The following is a 23778-nucleotide window of genomic DNA, read 5'->3' as shown; positions in this document are numbered from 1 at the left end:
AAGACGCATGACGCACGACGCCCGCCGGGCCACAGGGGCTCGGCGGGCGTCGGTGACCCGTCCCGTACGAGGGATCAGGGATCAGGGATCAGGCGATGCTGGACAGCCAGCGCTGCGCGGTGGTGGCGTTGCAGTCGTGGATCTGGAGCTGGTTGCCGTTGTCGATGCGCCCGCCCGGAACGTCCAGGCACCGGCCGCTGGTGGGGTTGTAGAACCCGCTGGTGGCGGTCGGCAGCCACTGCTGGTTCCACGCGCCGGGCGCGCAGGTGAACAGGATGGCCTTGGTGCCGTTGACCATGCCGCCGCCCTGGATGTCGACGCACTTACCGGCGATCCGGAGTTCGCCGGCCGCGGTCACGTCGAACTTCTGGGCCACGCCGCCGTTGGCGTCGTGGCAGTCCCAGAGGTGGATGCGGTTGCCGTCCTGGTTGCCGCCGTTGTCGTTGTCGGCGCACTTGGCGCTGTTGAGCGCGGAAACCAGCTTGGTGCCGGCCGCGGTGGGGACCTTGGAGTACGGGTAGAACGCGAGGTTGCTGACCCGGCCGTCGAAGTAGCTGTTCGGAGCACCCTGGTAGCGGTAGTTGCCCACGGTCAGCGCGCCGGTGGCATTCCAGGCGTTGGCCTTGGCGTGGTGGCCGGTGCCGGCGAGGGTGCCGTTGACGTAGAGGCCGATGAAGCCGGTCGTGGCGTCATAGGTGGCGGTCAGCTGGGTCCAGGTGCCGAGCTGCACCTTGGCCGCTTCGTTCATGGTGATGGTCTGGTCGTAACTCCAGTTGTCGTCGTCCTTCTGGGACATCGCGAAGCGCCAGGTGCCGCCGTCGTTCTTGTCCGGCCACAGGATGAACCCGCTCGACCGGCTGCCTGCCTGGCTGAGGGCCACTCCGCCGAACGCGTCGGCCTTGGTCCACGTCGACACGGTGAAGCTGCGCGTGGTGTCGATGGCCGGTCCCGCTCCGAGGGCCGTGCCGGCGGTGCCGTTGAGGTCCAGAACCTTGCCGGGTGTGCCGGCGACGGTGTCGTCGGCCCAGGTGGCGCCGGTCGCGCTGAGGGTGAGCGGGCTGCCGCCGCGCACATCGGCGGCGGTGGTGCCGGTGGTCTCGTCGAGCTTCCAGTGGGCGGTGGAGATGCGGGCGTCGCCCATGACGTTGCGGGTGGTGAAGGTGGTGACCTTGCTGCCGGTGGTGACGCCGTTCCAGGTCAGCAGGCTCTGGTTGGCGGTCAGGGCCCACAGGTCCGGGACGCCGTCGCCGCTCGTGTCGCCGGAGGAGCCGACGACCGGGTAGCCGGCGGCGGTGACGCCGGTGCCGATCTGGGTGCGCTTGGTGTGGTCGCCGAGAGCGCCGGGGTTGCCGCGTTCGTTGGCGTACTGGTAGATCGCACCGGTGGTGTTGTCCCGGGCCCACAGGTCCGGCAGGCCGTCACCGGTGGCGTCGCCCGGGGCGATCAGGGTGAGGTTGTCCCACCCGGAGTTGCTCAGCACGAGGACGATCGGGTCGGCCAGCGTGCCGGTGGCCCCGGTGCCCTGGAAGAGCAGCAGGCGGCTGCCGGTGCCGTCGGTCTCGATGGTCAGCAGGTCGTTGAACGGGGTGACGCCGTCCTCGGGCCGGGCGTCGCCGACCGCCAGGATCTGCTTGACCCGGCTCCAGTTGGTGGCGTACTCGCTGCCGCAGGCCTCGCCGGTCGTCACGACGGTGCAGGTGAACAACGGCGGGCGCTTGACCGTCAGCGCCTTGGCGGCGTTGTAGTACAGGCCTCCGTTGGCCGCGAGGCCGCCCTGGGTGAGGGAGTTGCGGTACAGCTTGAGCTGCCCGTCCCGCCAGGCCCACAGGTCGTCGATGCGGATGCCGTTGCCGCCGCGGTGGCTGGTCAGGGTGCCGTCGCCCCAGCCCTTGCCGCCCGGGCTGTTGGCCACGTTGGAGGCGATGACCCCGCCGGCGGACGGGTCCACGGAGGTCGGATAGACCACCAGGTCGCCGGTGGCGGTGGGGGCGATGAAGTCGACGCGCTCGTCGCCGGTGATGTCACCGAGCGTGGTCTTGGCGTTCGGGTTGTCCGGGGCGTAGAAGGTGTACGTCTGCACCTGGGAGCGGTTGCCCGCCTTGTCGACGGCCTGCACGCGCAGGATGTTCGTGCCCCAGGTGGTGGGCGTCAGGTCGATCGAGGCGCTGCCGTCCGCGGCGGCGCTGACGGTGTTGGCACCGCCGACCGGGATGGTCGAGTTGAACGCCCACTCGTAGGAGACGACGCCGCTGTGGGCGTCGGTCGACTTCAGGTTGAAGCCGCCCTGCTGGCCGATCGACTTGGTGGAGCCGGGCAGCGTGCCCGACGGCGGGTACTCGTTCGAGGTGACGACCGGGACGGACGGCGGCTGGGTGTCGATGCTGAACTTGCAGTTCGACGTGGCCCAGGGGGAGGTCATGTCGCCGTCGCCGCCCTGGACCTTCCAGTAGTAGGTGTGGCCGTCGGAGAGGTTGCCCGGCCACGCCCACAGCCAGTGGGTGCCGTTCGCCAGGCCGGTCCAGCCGCTGTCGTAGACGAGGGCGTCACCGTTGGCGTCGTGGACGTAGAAGTGCGCGTCGTTGGGCTGGTTCTCCGGGTCGCCGATCCAGGCGCCGATGCCCATGCCCGGGTAGCCGGTCGCGCCGATCCAGCCGCAGTGGCCGGGGCCGGACGGGTTCTGCGGGGCGGGGGTCGTCACCAGGTCCCACGGGGTGTACGGGGCCCGGTTGTACTCGATGTAGAAGAACGGCAGCTTGCTCTTGTCGCGCGTGAAGCGCTTGAAGGAGTTGTTGCCACTGGTCTTCGACTCGTTCGAGGCGAAGAGCGCGTAGGTGACGTTGCCGCGCCAGGCGTTGCCCGCCAGGTGGTCGCGCACGTCCCACTCGCCGCGGGTGGTGGAGCCGGAGCAGCCGGGGCCGCCGGCGCTGTTCATCGAGGTCGTCCGCAGGACCTCCCAGTCGCGGGGCTGGGTGCGCCAGGTGATGTTCGACAGCAGCGGCTCCGTGGAGTGCAGGTCCACGTTGTAGCTGTTGGAGCAGGTGGCGTCCGCCGCGTAGGACTGAGTGGCGTTGAAGGAGGCCTTCTTGATGCTCTTGTCGCCCAGGTCGCCGGTGTCGAGCTGGACGTAGTAGCGCTCGATGCCGGTGCGGGACTGCCAGCGCTGGTAGCCGACGCCCGGGTCGTACTGGTCGCCGTAGTCGTCGTAGTTGACGGTGTCGGGGTACGCCTCCTGGACCCACGCCCAGTGCTGGGTACCGCGGCTGGTCGGCTGCCAGGCGGGGTCGATGTAGACGGGGTACGCCGTGGACGGGTCCTTCAAGAACGACTGATTCGGGGTCAGGGCCACGGAGCCCTGGCCGAGTTCGGTCCGCAGCTCGGAGACCTTGGCGTGCGCGCCGGGACCGTCGCTGTCGGAGGCCGGCTTGGCCTTGGCGGCCGCGTCCGCGTCGGCCTGCTGCGGCGTGGTGGAGCGGGCCAGCCGGGAGAACTTGGGGGTGCCGGCCGCGGGCGAGGCCGGGACGGCCGCCTCGGCGCCGGAGTCCCACATGGTGGGGACCGGGGCGTGGAAGACCGTACGGCCGGAGGCGTCGGCGGCCTTGAGGTTGCCGCCGCCGTCGGCGCTGACGTTCACGCCGTCGCCCTTGAGCCCCATGGTGAGCTTCGCGAGCTTGGGGTGCCGGGCCGCCTCGGCCGACTTCACCACCAGGATCTGCGAGATGCCGCCGGATGCGTCGGCGGTGACCTTCAGGTCGGTGCCCGGAGCGACCTCCGGGTACGTGGCGCCGGCGCCGTCGAGCACCGGCTTCGGCAGCGACTCCGGCCAGGTCAGCTCGAGCTTCTTGCCGTCCTGGTCGAGCGTGGCCAGCGGCGCGTTGCCGCCGCCGGACAGCGTCAGACCGCTCGTGGTGGCCTTGGGGCGCAGCTGCCCGTCGGACGACACGGTGAGCGTGGCGTCCAGATCGGTCCAGGCGCCGCCCTTCCTGGTGCGCACCGGGGCCACGCTGCGGGTGAGCCCGAGGGTCCCGTCCGGATTGGCGACGACGGTGTCGGTCTCGGTCGTCGCGGCCGCGACGGGCACCGGCTTGCCGGTGCGCTTGGCCTCGGCGAGCGCGGCGTCCTCGGCCTTCTCCTTCTCGGTGAGCGGCCGCTGAGGCGGTGTCGTCGGCGTCTGCGGCGTCGACCGGCCGGCGTTCGGCGTGCCCGAAGCGCTCGGCGCGGCCTTGCTGCCCTGCGTTGCCTTGCTGCCGGACGCGTTCGAGCTGCCGGACGCGCTCGGGCTCGGTGCGGCGTACGCGGGCAGCGCGCCGACCATGCCTACGGACAAGGCAAGGCTGACGAGACCCGCGAGCGCGGCCGGACGGCCCCTGCCCCGCGTTCTCTCTGTGCCCCCCATGTGGACCCCCAATTGGTGCTGTGGCTCGGTGACTTGTGGCGCTGCACGATCGAAAGTGAGAGCGATCACTCTGCGCCATGGCGGATCATACGGTGACCTAAAGCTGTCCTAAAATGCGCCCACAAAGATCATAAAGATCTTCATGTCGACAATTCATTGGGGGGCGTGCCGTGTTGGCACCGTCTGAATTGCGCGCGTGGGGGAGACGTACCGTCCTCGCGCGCCGCACCACCGTGGGCATAGGCGTCGCGCTCGCACTGATCCTGGGCTCCGGCCCGGCTCAGGCAGCCGATTGGAAGCCCAAGGACACCCGGCGCTGGGCGCCGGAGAAGCTGAAGAAGACCGACTCGGTCACCGGAAAGAACGCCGCCAAGTCGGCTGCCGCGGCGGCCGCCTCCAAGGAGCGCGGCGACGGCACCGGGACCTTCAAGCCCCGCGACGTGGTCTGGCCGGCGGCTGGTCAGGCCAAGGTGGACCTGAACGCGGCACCGCCCGCGCCGCCGCTGGGCGCCCGCTTCCTGACCGGTGCCCGGTCGGCCGCTCCCGCCGCACCGGTGGCCGAGCCCAGCCGCGCCGGCTCGGCACCCGTGTGGGTCGAGGCCGCCGACCGCGCGCGCTCCGGCAACGCAGGCCCGCGCACCGGCAAGGCCGCGGTCACCCTGGCCGACAAGAAGGCCGCCGAGAAAGCCGGAGTCCAGGGCCTGCTGCTCGCGGTCAAGTCCGCCGAGGGCACCGAGAAGGGCGCCCCGGTCAAGGTCTCGGTCGACGTCTCGCACATCGCCGGCGCCTTCGGCGGTGACTGGCTCTCCCGCGCCCGGCTCGTCGAGCTGCCCGAGTGCGCGCTCATCACGCCCGACCGCCCCGAGTGCCAGAAGCAGACCCCGGTGGCCACCGTCAAGGACGATGACCGTCCCGGCCTGCTGAGCGCCGAGGTCTCCCTCAAGGCCGACGGCCCGGCCGCGGACGCCACCCGCCTCAACGCCGCCGCGGGCGGAGCGACCGTACTGGCCGCCTCCGCCGCGCCGGGCGGCAGCGCCGGCACCTACGGCGCCACCAGCCTCGCCCCCTCCGGCTCCTGGAGCCAGGGCGGCAGCACCGGCGGCTTCTCGTGGACGTACCCGATCGACGTCCCGGACGGCCTGGGCGGCACCAAGCCCAGCATCAGCCTCTCGTACAGCTCGCAGTCGGTCGACGGCCGTACCGCGGCGACGAACAACCAGGCGTCGTGGATCGGCGAGGGCTGGGACTACACCCCCGGCTTCGTCGAGCGCACCTTCAAGCCCTGCTCCAAGGACGGCCAGAAGGACTCCGGCGAGCAGTGCCTCGCGGGCCACAACGCCACCATCTCGCTGAACGGCAAGTCCTCCACGCTGGTCCGCGACGACACCTCCGGCACCTGGCGGCTGGAGAACGACGACGCCTCCAAGGTCGAGAAGCTCACCGGCGCCACCAACGGCGACAACAACGGCGAGTACTGGAAGGTCACCACGGCCGACGGCACCCAGTACTACTTCGGCGTCGGCCGCAAGCCGGGCAGCTCGACCGCCCCGGCCACCAAATCGGCCTGGACCACCCCCGTGTACGGCAACAACGCCGGCGAGGAGTGCAACAAGCCGACCTTCGACGCCTCCTGGTGCATGCAGGCCTACCGCTGGAACCTCGACTTCGTCGTGGACCCGCGCGGCGGCATGATCACCCACTGGTACGACACCGCGACCAACTACTACAAGCGCGGCGTCTCCGAGGCCACCCCGACGGGCACCCTCACCTCGTACACCCGTGGCGGCAACCTGGCCAAGACCACGTACGGCTCGAAGCTGACGGACGCGGACACGGTCAAGCCGACCGCGCAGGTCCTCTTCACCACCGCCGAGCGCTGCCTGCCCGACGCGAACTTCGACTGCGCCCCGGCCAAGCTGACCAAGGCCAACGCGGCGAAGTGGCCGGACGTCCCGTTCGACCAGAACTGCGCCTCGAGCGGCACCTGCGAGAACTACTCGGCGACGTTCTGGACCACCAAGCGCCTGACGAAGATCACCACCCAGGTGCTCAACGGCGCCGGCAGCGGCTACGACGACGTCGACTCGTACGCGTTCACCCACGAGTTCCCGAATCCGCAGGACCAGACCGCGCCCGCCCTGTGGCTGGCGTCGATCCAGCGCTCGGGCCACGACGGCGCGACGAAGCTCACCACCCCGGCGATCACCTTCACCGGCCGGCTGATGAACAACCGCGTCGACTCCAGCGGTGACAACAAGCCCGCCATGAACCGGCGCCGCATCGTCTCCGTCACCGCCGAGACCGGCCAGGTCACGGACGTCGGCTACGCCGACCCCGACTGCACCCCCGGCACGGGCCTGCCGACCTCCCAGGACGGCAACACCACCCGCTGCTACCCGGTGTACTGGAACCCGGACCCGAAGAGCCCGAACGACCCGACGCTGGACTGGTTCCACAAGTACGTGGTCAACCGGGTCACCGAGATCGACCCGTTCGGCGGCTCCCGTCCGCAGGAGACCCGCTACGAGTACGTCGGCGGCGCCGCCTGGCACCGCGACGACGAGGAGACCACCGAGGACAAGCAGCGGACCTGGAACCAGTTCCGCGGCTACGAGCAGGTCGTCACCCGCGCGGGCACGGCCCCGGACGTGGTCTCGAAGTCGGCGGCGTTCTACCTGCGCGGCATGGACGGCGACACCAAGGCCGACGGCAGCAAGCGCTCCGCCACCTTCACGGGCATCGCCGGCAACACCATCAAGGACAGCAACCCGCTGGCCGGCAGCGTCCGCGAGACCCAGACCTTCGCCTCCGACGGCGGCGAACTGGTCTCCGTATCGCAGTCCGAGCCCTGGCTCTCGCCGGTCACGGCGACCCACAGCCGCGGCACGAAGCTGCCCGCGCTGACCGCGCAGATGCTGCGCGACGGCTCCGCCAAGGACAAGGCGCTGCGCGCCGACAAGACCTGGCAGAGCACGTCGAAGACGGCGGTGTTCGACAACACGTACGGCATGCCGGTGTCGGTCCTGGACCGCGCCGACGGCCTGCCGGACGTCTGCACCACCACGTCCTACGCCCGCAACACGGCCGCGTGGATGATCGACCGGGTATCGGAGACCGTCCAGGTCCAGGGCGACTGCGCCACCACGGCGTCGGAGTCCAACACCCTGGGCCGCAGCCGCACGTACTACGACGCCCAGCCCCACGGCACCCTGACGGGAGCGGGCCAGGTCACGAGCACGGAGGAACTGGACCGCTTCGAGGGCGGCCAGCCGAAGTTCTCGCTGAACTCAACGGTCACGTACGACGCCTACGGCCGCGTGACGAGCGCAACGGACGCGGCGGGCGCGAAGACGACGACGGAGTACACCCCGGCGACACTGACGCCGCCGACCACCGTCAAGGTCACCAACGCCAAGGGCTGGTCGACCACCGCGACCTACCATCCCCTGCGGGAAGTGCCGGTCAAGGTGGAGGACCAGAACGGTCGTACCAGCGAGCAGGCGATTGACGCGCTGGGCCGTATCACCTCTGTGTGGAACCCTGGCCGTGCACGCAGCGACGCCGCAAATCAGGTCGTCGAATACGACCTGACGAACACCGGCACCAGCTCGGTCGCCACCAAGACCCTGCGCTCGGACGAGTCCTACGACGTCAGCATCGACATCCTTGACGCTTTCGGCCAGAGCGTCCAGACGCAGGACATCACCGCCAACGGCGGCACGGGCCGTGTCATCACCGACACCTTTTACGACAGCCTCGGTCGGCCGTCCAAGGGCAACGCTCCCTACTTCAACAACGCCTCCGACCCGGCCAAGACCCGTTTCATCGCCAACGACAACACCGTTCCGAGTCAGACCACCGTCCTTTACGACGGTCTCGGCCGGCCCGTGACGGAGATCTTCGCCTCGAAGGCCATCGAGCAGTGGCGCGGCACCACCACGTACCCGGGCGTGGACCGCACCGACTCCACCCCGCCCAAGGGCGCTATCGCCACCAGCACCCACACCGACGCGCGCGGCCGCGTGGTGGAGAAGCGCCAATACAAGTCCGGCACTCCCACGGGTGAGTACGACGCGACGCGGTACGCGTATGACACCGAGGGCCAGCTGACACAGGTCACCGACCCGGCCGGCAACGCCTGGAAGCAGAGCTACGACCTGCACGGTCGCCAGACCCGGTCCGAAGACCCGGACAAGGGCGCGACGACCACCACCTACGACGCTGCCGACCGTCCGGTCTCCGAGACCGACGCACGTGGCACCACTACTTTCACCAACTACGACATCCTGGGCCGCCCGACCTCCCGCAACCTCGGGGCCGTCGACGGCACCAAGATCGCCACTTACGACTACGACAGCCTGCTCCCGGGCCTGCAGACCGCCTCGACCAGTTGGGTCGACGGCAAGCCGTGGCGACAGGAAATCACCGGTTACGACGACGCCTACCGCCCCCTCGGCACCAAGCTGACCGTACCTGCGGGCGAGGGCGCGCTGAGCGCGTCATACACCATGTCGGCGTACTACGACCCGATCACCGGCGAGGCGGACTTCACCGACCTGCCGGCCGCGGGCGGACTGCCCAAGGAGCGGCTGTACATCGGCCGCAATGTGAACGGTCTGCCGGTCTCAATCGGAACCAGCACCACCACATACGCCAACTTCACCGACTACGACGAGCTCGGCCAGGTTCAGCGGACCACGCTGGGTGCCGTCCCCAAGCAGGTCGTCCTCACCAACACCAACGACCCAGCCACGGGCCGTCTGCTGCGCACCACGCTCGACAAGGAGGACGCGGCCGGCTCGGTCGACGTCACCGACTACACGTACACCCCGGCCGGTGACATCACCTCTGTCTCCAGTCAGCAGGGCGGCGTGCGTGACACGCAGTGCTTCACGTACGACCACCTGCGCCGGATGACCCGTGCGTGGACCGACACCGGTACCACCACGACCCAGCCCGGCCCGTCCGTCCCCGGCATCGGCGGCTGCACCAACACCGCGCCGCAGCCCGGCAAGGTCGGCGGCCCGGCTCCGTACCACCAGTCGTTCACCTACGACGTCACCGGCAACCGGACGTCGGTCACCGACCACGACCCGGCCGGCGACGCCGCCAAGTCCACGACGACCAGCAACACCTTCCCGGCGCCGGGCCAGCCGCGCCCGCACGCCCCGACCTCCACGAAGAGGCAGACCGGCACCGGTGCGGCTGTCACCACCAACTCCACCTATGACGCGACCGGCAACACGCTGACGCGTCCAGACGTCGCGGGGAACACCCAGACGTTCACGTGGACCCCGGACGGCAACCTCGCCTCGGCGATGACGAGCACGGGTACGTCCACGTACGTCTATGACGCGGACGGCAACCGCCTGGCCCGCAAGGACCCGGGCAAAACCACTCTCTACGTCGGGAACACCGAACTCACCCTGAACACCGCGACCAACACGGTCACCGGTTCCCGCTACTACGAGACTCCGGGCGGCGCGACCGTCGTCCGCTCCTCCAACGGCACGCTGTCCTACGTCGGGGCAGACCACCACGGCACCGGTACCACCGCGATCGACGCCGCGACCCTCCAGGTCCAGCGTCAGGCCACCAAACCGTTCGGTGAGGATCGCGGCGCGGAGCCGGCGTCCTGGCCGGGCGAGCGCGGTTTCGTCGGCGGTACCGAGGACAAGGCCACCGGCCTGACCCACCTCGGGGCACGCGAATACGATCCACGCACGGGCACGTTCCTCTCGGTCGACCCGGTCATGGATCCGAGCGATCCGCAGCAGCTCCAGGGCTACCTGTACGCGAACAACAGCCCGACGACCTTCTCGGACCCGGACGGCCTGTTCTGGGGGGCGATCAAGAAGGCCGCCAAGAAGGTCGGCAGTGCCGTCAACAAGTACGGTCACACCGCGCTCGACGTGGCCGGCATGATCCCGGTCATCGGTGAGGCCGCAGACCTGGTCAACGGTGTCTGGTACGCCGCCCAGGGCGACTGGAAGAACGCGGCGATGTCCTTCGCCTCGATGATCCCGGTCGCGGGCGCGGCTATCGCTGGTACGCGCCTGGGCGCAAAGGCCGTCAAGTACGCCACCAAGTACACGAGCAGGATCAGCAAGGCCTCACCGGTCCGCAAGGTGAGCGGCTGGACCTCCCGGTCGGGCCCGAGAGCGGGCGCCGGCAAGGCGGGCGGCGGCAAGTCCGGCTGGTCGTCGTCCGGCAGTTCGAAGAAGCTGTGGTCGGGCAAGGGCTCCGGCGGCAAGCCCGCCACCTCCGGTAGCCGCAGGACTGCGTCGGGTCCGGCATGCAAGAACAGCTTCGTCCCCGGCACTGAAGTCCTGCTCGCGGACAGCACGAGCAAGCCGATCGAGGAGCTGAAGGGCGGCGACAAGGTCCTCGCGACCGATCCGTCCACCGGTCGCACCGAGGCCAGGGAAGTCACCGCTGCCATCACCGGCGAGGGCGACAAGAACCTGGTCGAGATCACGATCACGACGGCGGAGGGCAAGACGGATTCCGTCACCGCCACGGATGAGCACCCCTTCTGGCTGCCTGAGCAGAAGAAGTGGGTCAACGCCACCGAACTCCAGCCCGGCCAGTGGCTGCAGACTTCGGCTGGCACCAAGGTCCAGATCACCGCGATCCGGCGCCACACCCAGCAGCAGCGCGTCCACAACCTCACAGTGGACGACTTTCACACCTACTACGTGGTGGCGGGCGCGACGCCGCTCCTCACCCACAACTGCGATGTCGGTTCCGTTGCCAATGGACTTCCGAAGCGCACGAAGGACACCGACCCCACAGTCGGTCAGATCGTCAAGATCGGCGACACGGGAGCGGCCACCAAGGTCGGAGACCCGTTCAAGAGTGGCCACGCCTCCTTCTCCGACGACATCAACGAATTCCTCGTGGATTCGCCGCACATCCTGAACCCCCCCAAGGGTGCGGAGCACCCCTCGATCACTCACGTGGAGACGAAGCTTGCGTGGCGCATGAGGAAGGCTGGGATCACGTCGATCGATATCGTGATCAACCACGCCGGCGGCCCCTGCACGGGTAAGTACTCATGCTCCATGGCGGTTCAGGCAGTCCTCCCCGTAGGGTCGACCATGAACGTCTGGTACCGGAATGCGGCGGGTATCATGCAGAAGGCGCCACTCAAGGGCCTGGGACGGCCTGAATGATCAGTGAAAGCGAAGGCCATGATTCTTAGCCTGTTCTTCAAGGGTGAGTGGCATTACAGCGAAGGGCCGGACCAAACATCGCGACTCGTCGCCGAGGTAGTGGAGAGCCTGCGTGGAGAGGAAACCGGGGAGCCCTATTTCCCCGGTGAAGATGCATGGTTCTGCCTCTCTGGGCGCAGATACAGCGACGCCGAGCCGGTACCGGGATGCAACCTGCGCGTGGCAATCAATCCGCGTCATGGCTACGGGGCTCTCGTATGGTTCGCCGATGACCAGTTCCACAGGAGCGGAGGGGTTTACGATTCGGTTTGGGTGTCCAACAATCCCGAACCAATCGACTTCAACCCGAACGTCGTATCGGATCCCGGCTATCCACTGTTCCACGACCAAGCCAGCACTCTGCCGACCTCGCGCATTCGGGAGGCCGTTGAGGAGTTCTGCCGGAAAGGCTCGGGGGATCGCCCCGAGTGCATCGACTGGGTCAAGGGTCATGTGAACGGACAGCGCCTCGACCGGCCATCCATCGTGGAGGTCGTCGAGGAGCCGGACATCGACTGGGACCTGCTCCGCTAGAAACGGAAGCCCCTGCCGGGCAAAGCCTGGCAGGGGCTTCCTGCTGCTCAGGCCTCTTCAGCTGATGAACGACCTGTCACCACGCGAAGAACGCCCCGCGCCCCCGGTGGAGGCGGACGGGACGGCCCACCTCTTCCGGGCCCTGGGCAAACAGATCAAGACGCTGCGCGAGCTGATGGGGATCACCCAGAAGGAGCTCGCGCAGCGGATGCACGTGAGTGAGGACCTGATCGGGGCCATCGAGCGGGGCGTGCGGCTCCCGCAGCCGGACTTCCAGCAGCGGGCCGATGCGGTGCTGGAGGCCAGGGGGCTGCTGCTCGCCTCCGTCGAGGACGTCCGCGAGGCCCTGAAGAAGGCCAGGACCCGGCACCCCGATTGGTTCCGCCGATTCGCCGACGCCGAGGCGGACTCCCAGGCCCTCCATCACCACGAGGTTCAGGCGCCCTGCCCGGCCTGCTCCAGACCGAGGCCTACGCCCGGGCCGTCCTCCGTTACTGCCGTCCGCTGCTGGACGAGGAGACCATCGAGAGGCGTGTCTCGGACCGACTGTCCCGCTAGGTGATCCTGGATCGTGGGCCGGTCCCGACCTTCAGCTTCGTCCCGGAGGAGGCCGTGTTGCACCGCCGCATGGGCGGCACCGCAGCGCATCGTGGGCAACTGCGTCACATCCTGGCCGCCGGGAGCCGCCGTACGGTCCATCTCCAGGTGATGCCGATGGGCTGCGACAAACACCCAGCCATGGAGGGCTCGTTCACCCGGCTCCCTCCCAAGGGGCGTCAAGAGCAGCTATTGCGGCGGCGAGGGCGGCAACTGCGTCGAGGTGGCCGCGTGCCCCGGTGCGGTCCACGTCCGGGACTTCAAAGTTCCGGACGGCCCCGGTCGGCGCTGTCGCCGGAGGCCTGGTCCGTCTTTCTGGGGCACGCGGTGTGACCTGAGCCGTGGGCGCCGCCGTGAACGCCCTGCGCAACACCGCCCCGCCGCCCGACGGCACCAACGTGCCCTCGGGCGGCGGGGCGGCCCGTCTCTTGCGGGGCCTAGACCAGGCCGTCCTTCTCCAGGCCCGTGCAGCAGGTGTCCGTGATCAGGCGGGTCACCACGTACGGGTCCACGTTCGCGTTCGGGCGGCGGTCCTCGATGTAGCCCTTGCCGTCCTTCTCCACCTGCCACGGGATGCGGACCGAGGCGCCGCGGTCGGAGACGCCGTAGCTGAACTCGTTCCACGGGGCGGTCTCGTGCAGGCCCGTCAGGCGCTCGTCGATGCCGGCGCCGTAGTTCTTCACGTGGTCGAGCGGCTTCGAGCCCTCGCCCAGCGACTCGCACGCGGTGATGATGGCGCGGTAGTCCTCGCGCATCGCCTTCGTGGAGAAGTTGGTGTGCGCGCCGGCGCCGTTCCAGTCGCCCTTCACGGGCTTGGGGTTCAGCGTTGCGGAGACGTTGAAGTCCTCGGCGGTGCGGTAGAGCAGCCAGCGCGCGATCCACAGCTGGTCCGAGACCTCCAGCGGACCGACGGGGCCGACCTGGAACTCCCACTGGCCGGGCATGACCTCGGCGTTGATGCCGGAGATGCTCAGGCCCGCCGCGAGGCAGTGGTCCAGGTGCTTCTCGACGATGTCACGACCGAAGATCTCGTCCGAGCCGACACCGCAGTAGTAGCCGCCCTGCGCGGCCGGGAAACCGTTCACCGGGAAGCCGAGCGGACGGGTGCCGTCGAAGAAGGTGTACTCCTGCTCGATGCCGAAGATCGGCTCCTGGCCGGCGAACTTCTCGGCGATCGGACGCAGCAGCGCGCGGGTGTTCGACTCGTGCGGGGTCATGTCGATGTTCAGGACCTCGCACAGGACGAGGACGTTGTCACCGCCGCGGATCGGGTCCGGGCAGGAGAAGACCGGGTTCAGTACGCGGTCGGACGCGTGGCCCTCGGCCTGGTTCGTGCTCGATCCGTCGAAGCCCCAGATCGGCAGCGCGTCGCCGTCCCCGAGGATCTTCGTCTTGGAGCGAAGCTTCGCCGTCGGCTCGGTGCCGTCGATCCAGATGTACTCAGCCTTGTAGCTCACGGGCCCCATCCTCAGACTCTGCGGGTGCTGCTGGTCGCTGCTTCATCGCTGCGGTGATGACCGCAGCGTGCCCGCCCGCGATTTCCCTTCCGTTGCCCATGTGTGAACCCCGTGTTACCGAGGTTTGCACCGCAGGTCGGCCGGGTTGTGCGGGTTGGTGACGGCGCGCCCGTCCGGGTGGGGCAGACTGACCGCGTGAGCATTTCGTCTGATTTGAACTCCACCGAGGGCCCCGTCGAGAGCGCCGCCGAACGCGTCGCCGCCGGAGCCACCGATCAGGCCCCAGCAGGCCGCCGCCCCAAGGTCGGGCTGCTGGGCACCGGGCCCTGGGCGCACCGCACCCACGCCCCCGCCCTCGCCGCGCACGCCGGCTCCGACTTCGTCGGGGTGTGGGGCCGCCGGCCCGAAGCCGCGGCCGAGCTGGCGCACGAGTACGGCGTGAAGGTGTACGAAGACCCCGACGCGCTGTTCGCCGAGTGTGACGCCGTGGCCTTCGCCCTGCCGCCCGACGTACAAGCCGCCATGGCCGTCCGCGCCGCCGCCGCGGGATGCCACCTGCTCCTCGACAAGCCCGTCGCCACCACCGTGGAAGACGCGCGTGCCGTCGCCGAAGCCGCCGCGCGCCACCGGGTCGCCTCCGTCGTCTTCCTCACCCTGCGCTTCGCCGAGCCCACCGCGAGCTGGGTCGAGGAACAGGCCGCACGCTCCGGCTGGTTCACGGCCGCGGCCCACTGGCTCGGCGCCGTCTTCCCGCCCGACGGAACACCCAGCGCCTACGCCGACTCGCCCTGGCGCAAGGCCAAGGGCGGACTGTGGGACGTCGGCCCGCACGCCCTCTCCGTCCTGATCCCGGTCCTCGGCGAGGTCACCGCCGTCAGCGCCACCCCGGGCCCCTCCGACGTGGTCCAGCTCGCGCTGCGCCACACCTCCGGCGCGGCCAGCACCGCCGTACTCAGCCTGGGCGCGCCGCCCGCGGCCGCCGGGGTGGGACTCGAACTGCGCGGCACCGAGGGCGTGCACGAACTGCCCGGCTGGAGCGACGTACCGGGCGCCTACGGGCGCGCCCTGGACGCGCTGCTCACCGCGGCCCGGACGGGCGTGCCGGATCCGCGCGGGGCGGAGTTCGGCGCCCGGCTGACGGAGATCCTGGCCGAGGCGGAGGCGCAGCTCCCTACTTGATCACCGCGTTCGCCACGATGATGGCCAGGCCGATCGTGGCGTCCGCCATACCGATCGCCAGGGCGGAGCCGAGCCGGTGGCCCACACGGAGCGCGACGAGCGCGCCCCAGGCGAACAACAAGGCCGTGTTCAGCCCCAGCCCGACGGCGGTCACCGCGTAGGCGTCCCACCCGAACAGCCCGGCGGCGACCAGCAGCAGGACGGTGGGCAGGGCGGCCACGATCAGCGGCCACTCGTTCCACAACGCCACCCCCAGCAACTGCCACCGGCGCACGGCGGAGTCCCGCAGGTGGGCGGCCATGTGGTGCGAGTAGCCGTGCGCGAGCCCGGCGGTCGCGGCCGTCACGAGCACCCAGCTGGCGTCGTAGTACGGGGTGAACGCCTCCCCCTTCTGGTGCAGCGCGGCCAACAGCGCACTGGCCAGAACCGTTCCGTACACCCCACCGAACATCCAGTCGGCCCCCCGCCGCGAGCCCTCGCCGGGGAGGCGGGGCGGGGGTGGCGGGGTCGGGGTGGATGTGGGCGGGCTGGGGGCCGGTCGGCCGTACGGCTGCTGCTCCTCGTTCACGACGGGTCCTTTGATGCGATACGTCCTCTCTATTACTCCGGCCACCCTAGGGGGTGGGAGATGGGGGCGAGATGAAGAGAGACGGGCGGAGCGGCTTGGGCGGCGTCGGGAGGGTTGGGCGGGGGTGAGGGCGGCGGGGGCCGGCGGACCGCGTCGGACAGGTGAAGCGGGGGTGGGGGAGACGGGGTCCGCTCGGGCGGCATCGGGGATGTGTATGGGGGTTTCCCGTCAGTCCCATCGTCCCTCCGGGTCGGGCCGGTCCCTCAAGGGCGCTCCTTCGTCGCGTCGCTTCGCGATGGCCTTCGGCCACCCTTGACCGACCGTCCCGCCCCGGAGAAACGAAAGACTGCCGAGAAGCCCCCAAAAGAACGAGCCGGTCCAAGGCGCGAAGGACGGGGCGGTCGGAGACGCCCGGCCTCGTCGGGCGCGAAAGGGTACGACCGAGAGACGGGGCCCACAGGAAGCCGGCCGGTTTCGGGGGAAGCGCGTCCGATCGTTACGCGCTCCTCATCTCTCAGCGTCCGACGGCCGTCCGGGGCTGGGCATAAGCCGCCCAAGACCTCAGGCATTCCGCGCTCACCGCGTCCGACGACCTGTTGTGGCCGGTCACAGGCCGCCCACCACCCCGCGACCTCTCGCTCACCGCGTCCGTCGACCTTCCATGGCCGGGCATAGGCCGCCCACGGCCCGTAGGCGCTTCTCGCGGGAGGCGTCCGGAGGCTGTCGGGGGCGAAAAGACGTGGGAGCGCGGCCATGTCGCGGTGGATGCGGGTCAACGGAGGTGAGCGACCGAAAAGGTCGACAGTTTGCCCCAATTGCCCTTATTTGGGGGTGGGTTTGTGGTGTCGTCCTCGCACTGACCCGGTTCTACGACGGATCAGCCGAGCTGTCGGCCGCACATCCCTCCCAGCGCGTCTTGCCAGCCGCTGACGGCCGGTGGTCGCGGTCATGGAGAGGCACATGGCGATCTGAGGCGGCCTGTGCCCGGTCACAGCCGGCCGTCGGACGCAGGTCGGGCGCCGGATCCGATGTCGTGGGCGGCTTATGCCCAACCCCAGGCGGTCGTCGGACGCAGGTCGAAGGTCGGATCACGGTCGTGGGCGGCCTATGTCCAGCCCAGGACGGGCTGGAGACGCTGAGAAATGAGGAGCGCGTAGCGATTGGACGCGCCCCATCGCCCGGGATGCGTCTTTCATCTGCCCCGTCTCGGGACCGTGCTCGCCAAGGCTGGCCTGGGGGGCTGTGATGTCCCCGTCCTTCGTACCTTCGACCGGCTCGTTCTTTTGGGGGCTTCTCGGCAGTCTTTCGTTTCTCCGGGGCGGGACGGTCGGTCAAGGGTGGCCGAAGGCCATCGCGAAGCGACGCGACGACGAAGGAGGAGCGCCCTTGAGGGACCGGCCCGACCCGGAGGGACGATGGGACTGACGGGAAACCCCCATACGCAGCTCTGATGCCGCCCGAGTGGACCCCGCCATCCCGAAGCACCCGCCCGACCCGCCCGACCCTCCCGACGCCGCCCGTGCGGCCCCGCTCCCCGAAGCCCCCGCCCCGCCCCGCCCCCGCCCAAGGACACCCACAAGAATGGGCGGGCGCTTCTGGTGAAGATCGATATCGTGCGGTCGGGGCGGGCTCGCCGAGGATGTGGGTAGGGCCCCTCCCCGAGCGGGATCCGGGCCGGCGAACGTTGTTGACGATCCCCGCACCCGAAGGACCCACGAGTGAGCCTCCGCGAGATCAAGCCCGGCAACCGCGGCTACCTGTACGTCAACAGCCACCCGGTCGGCTGCGAGGCGGTGGTCGACCGGATGTGGGAGCAGGCCCCCGAGTCCGTCGGTGACCGGCCCGGTCCCGTCGCCCTCGTCATCGGTTCCAGCGCCGGCTACGGGCTGGCCGCCACGCTGGTCGGCCTGCGCGGCCACCGGATGCGCGGGCTCGGCATCGCCTTCGAGGCCGCCGAGACCGAGCGGCGTACCGCCGGCGCTGGCTGGTACCGCACCGCGCGGACCGCCGAACTCGCCGCCGAGGCCGGCGCCGACTTCGACTTCCTCAACGGCGACGCCTTCTCCGACGGTGTCAAGGACGAGGCCGCGAGCCGGCTCGCCGCCCGCTTCGGCAAGGTCGACCTGCTCATCTACAGCATTGCGGCCCCGCGTCGCACGGACCCGCTGACCGGCGAGGTCCACCACTCCGTCATCAAGCCGCTCGGCACCGACTACCGGGCGAAGACGCTCGTGTTCGAGGACGGCGTCCCGCAGGTCGGCGCGCTGCACCTGGAAGCCGCGGACGAGGCCGAGCGCGATGCGACCGTGCAGGTCATGGGCGGCGCCGACTGGCAGAGGTGGATCGACGTCCTGGAGGCGAGAGGCCTGCTCGCCGAGGGGTTCCGGACCGTCGCGCTGTCGTACGTCGGCTCCGACATCACCGCCCCCATCTACCGGGCCGGAACCATCGGCGCCGCCAAGCAGCACCTGGAAGACACCGCCCGCGCCGTCAACACCCAGCTGGGGGGCACGGGTCACGCCCACACCGTCGTCGCGGGCGCGGCCGTCACCCAGGCCTCCACCGCGATTCCGAGCATCGCGCTCTACACCAGCATCCTGCACCGCGTCACCGGTGACGGTTGGCAGAGCACCGTCGATCAGGCGGCGGCCCTGTGGGAGCAGCTCGTCGGTGACGCCGCGCTCGTCCTCGACGACGAGGACCGCATCCGGTTGGACGGTTGGGAGATGGACCCGCGGGTCCAGGCCGCCGTCCGCGCCACGTGGGACGAGGTCGGCGCCGACACGATCGCCGCCGAGGCGGACGCCGGCTGGTTCCGTGACCAGGTCGGCCGGCTCTACGGCTGGGACGTTCCCGGCGTCGACTACGGGGTCGCGGCCGAGACCTCCGTCGCCTGGCCCGCGGCCCCGGTGTCCGGCGGCTGATCGGGCGGCCCTACCGGCCCACCACCCCCGCCAGGACGTCGAGCGCCCGGGTGAATGCCGAGTCCGGGGGCGCCGCGTAGCCGACCACCAGGCCCGCGCGGGGCGGGGTCGGGTCGGCCGGGTGCCGGTAGGTCGAGAGGCCGTCCAGGGCCAGGCCTGCGGCGCGGGCCGCCGCGAGGGCGGGGGACTCCTGGCCCGGGGGGAGTTCCAGTACGGCGTGCAGGCCGGCCGAGATGCCGGTCACCCGGACCTCCGGGGCGCGTGCCGCCAGTACGGCAGCCAGCTGGTCGCGGCGGTCCCGGTAGCGCAGGCGCATGCGGCGTACGTGGCGGTCGTAGGCCCCGCAGTCGATGAAGTCGGCCAGGGCCAGCTGGTCCAGCGCGCTCGCCCAGGACTCCCGCAGGCCCTTCGCGGCCAGGACCTGGTCGCGCAGCAGGTCCGGGAGGACCAGCCAGCCCAGGCGCAGCGCTGGGGAGAGGCTCTTGCTCAGCGAGCCCGCGTACACCACGTGTTCGGGGGCCAACCCCTGCAGCGCTCCGACCGGTTTGCGGTCGTAGCGGAACTCCCCGTCGTAGTCGTCCTCCACGATCACGGCGCCGGTGCCGCGGGCCCATTCCACGGCGGCGGCCCGCCGTGCGGGCAGCAGGCGGCCGCCCGTCGGGAACTGGTGCGCGGGTGTGAGTAGCAACGTGGGGACCCGGGAGGGGAGTTCCGTCGTCCGGGCGCCGTCCTCGTCGACCTGGACGGGGTGCGGGTGGACCCCGGCGGTCCGGAGGATGCCGTGGTGGAAGGGCAGCCCGTACGCCTCGACGGCCCAGTCGGGGGGCCGGACGGACGCCAGGAGCCGTAGTCCGTTGGCGAAGCCGGAGCAGATCACGATGTTCTCGGGGCCGCAGCGCACGCCCCGCGCCCGGGAGAGGTAGCCGGCCAGGGCCCGGCGCAGTTCGGGGCGGCCTTGCGGATCGCCGGGCCCGAAGGCCTCGGTGGGTGCCTCGGCCAGGGCCCGGCGGGCGCTCGTGGCCCAGGCGGCCCGGGGGAAGGAGGCGGGGTCGGGCTTGCCCTGGAGCAGGTCGTGGCGGGGTCGGTCGGGGGCGGGTCCGGCCGTGGCGGTCGGTGCGTCGGGGGTGGCGACCCCTTCGGCGACGCGGGTGCCGGAGCCTTGCCGGGCGGTGAACCAGCCCTCGGCGACCAGCTCGGCGTAGGCGTCGGCGACGGCGTTGCGGGCCAGTCCCAGGTCGGCGGCCAGTGTCCGGTACGGCGGCAGCAGGGTCCCGCCGGCCAGTCGGCCGCTGCGTACGGCGCCGCGCAGGGCTTGGGCGAGGGCGGTGCGTCGGGCGCCCTCGGCGGGGAGTTCCAGGTGCAGGTCGGCGCCGCCGGGTCCCGGGTCGGGGGTGGTCGCGGGCGTGGTCATGGGCGCGGCTCCGGTGCGAAGACGGCGTGGGTGGCCGTCAGGAAGCGGCGTACGGTCTCCCGTTCGGCGGGGTCGAAGCCGTCGAGCACCTGGAGCACGCCGTCGATCAGGGGGCCGAAGAACTCCCGGCCCAGGCGGATCGCGGCCGGCTCCACGCGCAGCAGGATCCGGCGCCGGTCGTGGTCGTCGCGGACGCGTGCCACGTGGCCGAGTCGTTCGAGGCGGTCGATCACGGCGGTGGTGCCGGCGGAGTTGAGGCCGAGGCGGGTGCCGAGCAGGCCCGCGGTGGCCGGTTCGTTCGCGCGGGCCGCGTCCAGCAGGCAGATCAGGGCGCGTACGTCGGTGGGGTGCATGCCGTTGCGGGCGGCGAAGTCGCTCTGGCGCAGGCCGAATTCGACGGTCACCGCGCGGAGCAGGTGCACCAGTCGAAGGTTGTCGGGTTCCTCGGCGGTGGGTGCCTGGTTCATGGGTTCCCCGTTCGCGGGTTCCCGGTGGTCCGGGTTCCGGTTCTCGTCCACATCGCCCCCTGGCGCAATCTCTCGCTGAGCGAGATTATCGCCTGGCGAGAGAATATGGCGACAGTCGTTCGGTCGGACGGTAGGACGGTCGGAGGAGAGACGTGGTTCGGGCATCGCAGCGGGACATACGCAGGGCGTCTTCCTTCCGCGCCGCCTACGACGCGGCGCTCGGCCGGTGGCCCGGCCCCGTCGAGCCCGTCGACCTGCCCACCCCGTACGGGGTCACCCGCGTCAACCGCTGCGGCCCGGCCGGCGCGCCACCGCTGGTGCTGCTGCCCGGTGGCGGAGCCACCTCCACCGTGTGGGGGGCCTGCGTCGCGGCCGGGGCGGCCCGCGCCCACCGGGTGCACGCCGTGGACCTGGTCGGCGACCCCGGGCTCAGCGTGCCGGCGCCCGACCGGGCGATCCGGTCCGTCGGGGACCTGGTCGGCTGGCTCGACGCGGTCCTCGACGGGCTGGGCCCGCACGGGCCGGTGACCCTCGCCGGGCACTCGTACGGGGCCTGGATCGCCGCCCACCACGCCGCCCTGCGCCCGGACCGGCTCGGCCGTCTGGTGCTGCTCGACCCGACCCAGGTCTTCACGGGGCTCCGCCCGGGCTACGTACTGCGCGCCCTGCCCATGCTTGCGCGGCCCACCCCGGAGCGGATCCGCTCCTTCCTTGCCTGGGAGACCCGCGGGGCCGCGCTCGATCCGGCCTGGCTGCGGCTGCAGGAGGAGAGCGCCGGGTTTCCCGCCGTCCGGCCGGTCACCGGGCCGCGACCCGACCTGGCCGGGCTCGCGCACCCCTCGGGCGGGGGCCCGCGGGTCGACGTCCTCTTCGCCGGGCTCGCCCGCTGTCACGACTCCGGCCGCGCCGCCCGGGCCGCGCGCGAACTGCTGCCGGGCGCGGCTGTCGACGTACTGCCCGGTGTCGCGCACCACGCGCTGCCGCTGACGGCGGCCGAGGAGATCGTCCGGAGGCTCGCCCGCTGAGCACGGCCCCGGGGCCGTCCGCGCGGGATCGCGATATCGGGCGGCATCGCGCCATCGCGCGGAGGGGGGCCTCCTAGCCCTTGCGGGACAGGGCCTCGCGGACGGCCTCCTCGGAGCGGCCGACCACGGCCGTGCCGTCCTCGGCGGTGATGATCGGGCGCTGGATGAGCTTCGGGTGGGCGGCGAGGTGGGCGATCCAGAGCCCGCGCGCCGCGTCGGTCTCCTCACGCGGCAGGTCCTTGACGCCGGTCTCCTTCGCGAGCGGGTCCGAGGTACGCGTGATGTCCCACGGCTCCAGCCCGAGACGGCCGAGCACCTCGCGGATCTCGTCCTCGGAGGGCACGTCCTCCAGGTAGCGACGCACCGTGTAATCGGCGCCCTCCGCGTCCAGCAGGGTCAGGGCGCTGCGGCACTTGGAACAGGCGGGATTGATCCAGATCTCCATGGCGGCAACCCTAACCGGGCGCGTCCGACCAGGGGCTTCTGTCAGTGGTCGCCGGTAAAATCGAGGGAGAACGACAGGAAGCCAACTACCGTTTGGGAGGCTGTAGATGGCCACTGCCACCACCGTCCAGCACGTCAAGAAGAAGCCGCTGCCGGCGGGGCTGCCCCGCGAGTGGTACGAGAGCCACAACCGCCGTCTGAAGGCGATGCGGTTGGCGATATCCCTGCTCGACTCGGGGACGTACGACGCTCGGCGCGCCACCAACCGGAAGATCCGGACGATGGCCGTCCGGACGGGGATCCACCGGCCGTCGAATGTCACCTGCAAGATGGTGCGCGCGTTCATCATGGAGTCGTAGGCGCGCCGGTCGTCGGCCGCACCGCACGACAGGGCCCCGACCGGCCGAGCGCCGGCCGGTCGGGGTCGGACCCCCTGGGCGTGCGGGCGCCACCTGGGGAGGCGGGCTACGTCACCGGTTCCCGGCCGTCCAGGGACAGCAGCAGCAGGGCTACGTCGTCGTTCGGGCCGCCGTTCGTGAAGGTCAGCAGGTCCCGCCACACCGCCCCGAGCAGACCCGCCGGGTCCCGCGCCAGTACGGGCACGCGGGCGGCCAGCGGGTAGAAGTGCCCCGTCGCGTCCCGGGCCTCCGTCACGCCGTCGGTGTGCAGCAGCAGCTGGTCCCCGGGGCGCACCACCAGCTCCGTCACCTTCGGCGGGGCCGGGCCGGCGAGCCCCAGCCCCAGGGGCGGCCCCGGCTCGACGATCACCTCCTCCACCACCGATCCGCGGACCCGGAGGGCCGACGGATGCCCGCACGAGACGATCCGTACGACGTCCACGCCGGGCGGGAACTCCAGCAGCACGGCCGTGGCGAACAGCTCCGGATGCTCGACCGAGGCGGCCGCCGCGTCCGCCACCAGCCGCCGGTCCAGCCGGGCCGCGACCGCCCCGAGCCCGGCGTCGTCGATCACGGCCTCACGGAAGGCGCCGAGCAGCGCCCCGACCGTGGCGACCGCCGCCAGCCCGTGCCCCTGTACGTCCCCGACCAGGGCCCGTACCCCGTACGGCCCGGCCCGTACGTCGTACAGGTCGCCGCCGACCAGCGTGCCGCGCTGCGCCGCCCGGTACAGACCCGAGCAGCGCACCGGGCCCACCCGTTCCGGTACCGGTGGGAGGACGGCGAGCTGGGCGGCCTCCGCCACCGTCCGCACGCTGACCAGCTGCGCGTCCCGGCGTTGGCGGACCCAGGCGATCACCACGCTGAGCACGCCGACGGCGGCCACCGTGGCCAGGTCCGTGCCCCGGGCGTTGGCGACACCGAGCGAGTGGACGCCCAGCAGCAGCAGGACGATGCCGGCGAAGACCGCGGTCCCGGCCGCCCCGTACGCGAAGGCGGCCACCGGGGGCAGACCGGCCAGGAAGAACCCGAGCTCCGCGCCCGGGGTGACCGCCTGGGCCAGGACCAGCACGACCAGGGCCACGGCGGGCGCGATCCGGGCCCAGCGCGGCGGCGGCTCGCCGCGCAGCCATCCCGGCTCCTGACGTCGGCGTCTCACCCCTCCAC

General features: G+C 71.0%; 14 protein-coding genes and 2 pseudogenes. 9 read left to right on the top strand and 7 right to left on the bottom strand.

Going from position 1 to position 23778, the window contains the following annotated elements; translation table 11 throughout:
• Positions 1–88: 88 nt before the first annotated feature.
• Positions 89–4324, bottom strand: a complete 4236-nt coding sequence (locus OG624_RS13095; RefSeq protein WP_371639423.1) for a ricin-type beta-trefoil lectin domain protein — start codon at positions 4322–4324, stop codon at positions 89–91.
• 239 nt (positions 4325–4563) lie between these two features.
• On the opposite strand from OG624_RS13095, the gene OG624_RS13090 reads away from it, so the two are divergent.
• The 5 genes and pseudogenes from OG624_RS13090 to OG624_RS13070 form a co-directional block, all read left to right on the top strand.
• Complete coding sequence (locus OG624_RS13090; RefSeq protein ID WP_371639421.1) at positions 4564–11568, top strand: polymorphic toxin-type HINT domain-containing protein; 7005 nt, start codon at positions 4564–4566, stop codon at positions 11566–11568.
• A 3-nt stretch (positions 11569–11571) separates the two neighbouring features.
• Positions 11572–12141 carry an Imm1 family immunity protein gene (locus OG624_RS13085; protein WP_158711987.1) on the top strand — a complete coding sequence of 190 codons (570 nt, stop codon included), beginning with the start codon at positions 11572–11574 and terminating at the stop codon, positions 12139–12141.
• 64 nt (positions 12142–12205) lie between these two features.
• Positions 12206–12703 (top strand): helix-turn-helix domain-containing protein, encoded by a 498-nt coding sequence (locus OG624_RS43530; protein WP_078909727.1) that lies wholly within the window; start codon positions 12206–12208, stop codon positions 12701–12703.
• Positions 12700–12843 (top strand): annotated as a pseudogene (locus OG624_RS43525) (Scr1 family TA system antitoxin-like transcriptional regulator); the annotation flags it as partial. The gene OG624_RS43530 and the pseudogene OG624_RS43525, both read left to right, overlap by 4 nt.
• A 76-nt stretch (positions 12844–12919) precedes the next feature.
• Positions 12920–13071 (top strand): annotated as a pseudogene (locus tag OG624_RS13070) (DUF397 domain-containing protein); the annotation flags it as partial.
• A 104-nt stretch (positions 13072–13175) separates the two neighbouring features.
• Here OG624_RS13070 and glnII read toward each other — a convergent pair.
• The gene (glnII, locus tag OG624_RS13065; protein WP_326747910.1) at positions 13176–14195 is read right to left on the bottom strand and encodes a glutamine synthetase; all 1020 of its coding nucleotides are present in this window, start codon (positions 14193–14195) and stop codon (positions 13176–13178) included.
• Positions 14196–14504: 309 nt separating this feature from the next.
• Here glnII and OG624_RS13060 point away from each other — a divergent pair, with 309 nt between their 5' ends.
• Entirely contained in the window at positions 14505–15374 is an 870-nt protein-coding gene (locus OG624_RS13060) for a Gfo/Idh/MocA family protein (RefSeq protein WP_033226602.1), read from the top strand.
• On the opposite strand, the gene OG624_RS13055 is transcribed toward OG624_RS13060, so the two are convergent.
• Positions 15367–15942, bottom strand: coding sequence for a hypothetical protein (locus tag OG624_RS13055; protein ID WP_244291032.1), 576 nt, complete (start codon positions 15940–15942; stop codon positions 15367–15369). The two genes, OG624_RS13060 and OG624_RS13055, sit on opposite strands and share 8 nt — an antisense overlap.
• A gap of 1718 nt (positions 15943–17660) precedes the next feature.
• Here OG624_RS13055 and OG624_RS13050 point away from each other — a divergent pair.
• Positions 17661–18866 (top strand): trans-2-enoyl-CoA reductase, encoded by a 1206-nt coding sequence (locus OG624_RS13050; RefSeq protein ID WP_033221957.1) that lies wholly within the window; start codon positions 17661–17663, stop codon positions 18864–18866.
• 10 nt (positions 18867–18876) lie between these two features.
• On the opposite strand, the gene pdxR is transcribed toward OG624_RS13050, so the two are convergent.
• Complete coding sequence (gene pdxR, locus OG624_RS13045; RefSeq protein ID WP_051763400.1) at positions 18877–20277, bottom strand: MocR-like pyridoxine biosynthesis transcription factor PdxR; 1401 nt, start codon at positions 20275–20277, stop codon at positions 18877–18879.
• Positions 20274–20744 (bottom strand): MarR family winged helix-turn-helix transcriptional regulator, encoded by a 471-nt coding sequence (locus tag OG624_RS13040; RefSeq protein WP_033222006.1) that lies wholly within the window; start codon positions 20742–20744, stop codon positions 20274–20276. Before OG624_RS13040 ends, pdxR begins: the two co-directional genes overlap by 4 nt.
• 152 nt (positions 20745–20896) lie before the next feature.
• Here OG624_RS13040 and OG624_RS13035 point away from each other — a divergent pair, with 152 nt between their 5' ends.
• The gene (locus tag OG624_RS13035) at positions 20897–21769 is read left to right on the top strand and encodes an alpha/beta fold hydrolase (protein ID WP_078909386.1); all 873 of its coding nucleotides are present in this window, start codon (positions 20897–20899) and stop codon (positions 21767–21769) included.
• A gap of 73 nt (positions 21770–21842) precedes the next feature.
• Here the strand turns inward: OG624_RS13035 and OG624_RS13030 are convergent, their stop codons facing one another.
• Positions 21843–22214 carry an ArsC/Spx/MgsR family protein gene (locus OG624_RS13030; protein WP_030730995.1) on the bottom strand — a complete coding sequence of 124 codons (372 nt, stop codon included), beginning with the start codon at positions 22212–22214 and terminating at the stop codon, positions 21843–21845.
• A gap of 106 nt (positions 22215–22320) precedes the next feature.
• Between OG624_RS13030 and OG624_RS13025 the strand changes: the two genes are divergently transcribed.
• Positions 22321–22572: a hypothetical protein gene (locus OG624_RS13025; RefSeq protein ID WP_030012991.1), complete on the top strand. Its 252-nt coding sequence runs from the start codon at positions 22321–22323 to the stop codon at positions 22570–22572.
• A 106-nt stretch (positions 22573–22678) separates the two neighbouring features.
• Here the strand turns inward: OG624_RS13025 and OG624_RS13020 are convergent, their stop codons facing one another.
• Entirely contained in the window at positions 22679–23770 is a 1092-nt protein-coding gene (locus tag OG624_RS13020; RefSeq protein ID WP_033221954.1) for a PP2C family protein-serine/threonine phosphatase, read from the bottom strand.
• Between the last annotated feature and the right edge of the window lie 8 nt (positions 23771–23778).

Source organism: Streptomyces virginiae, from assembly GCF_041432505.1.
Classification (GTDB): Bacteria; Actinomycetota; Actinomycetes; order Streptomycetales; family Streptomycetaceae; genus Streptomyces; species Streptomyces virginiae_A.
This window is presented reverse-complemented; position numbering and strand designations above follow the sequence as displayed.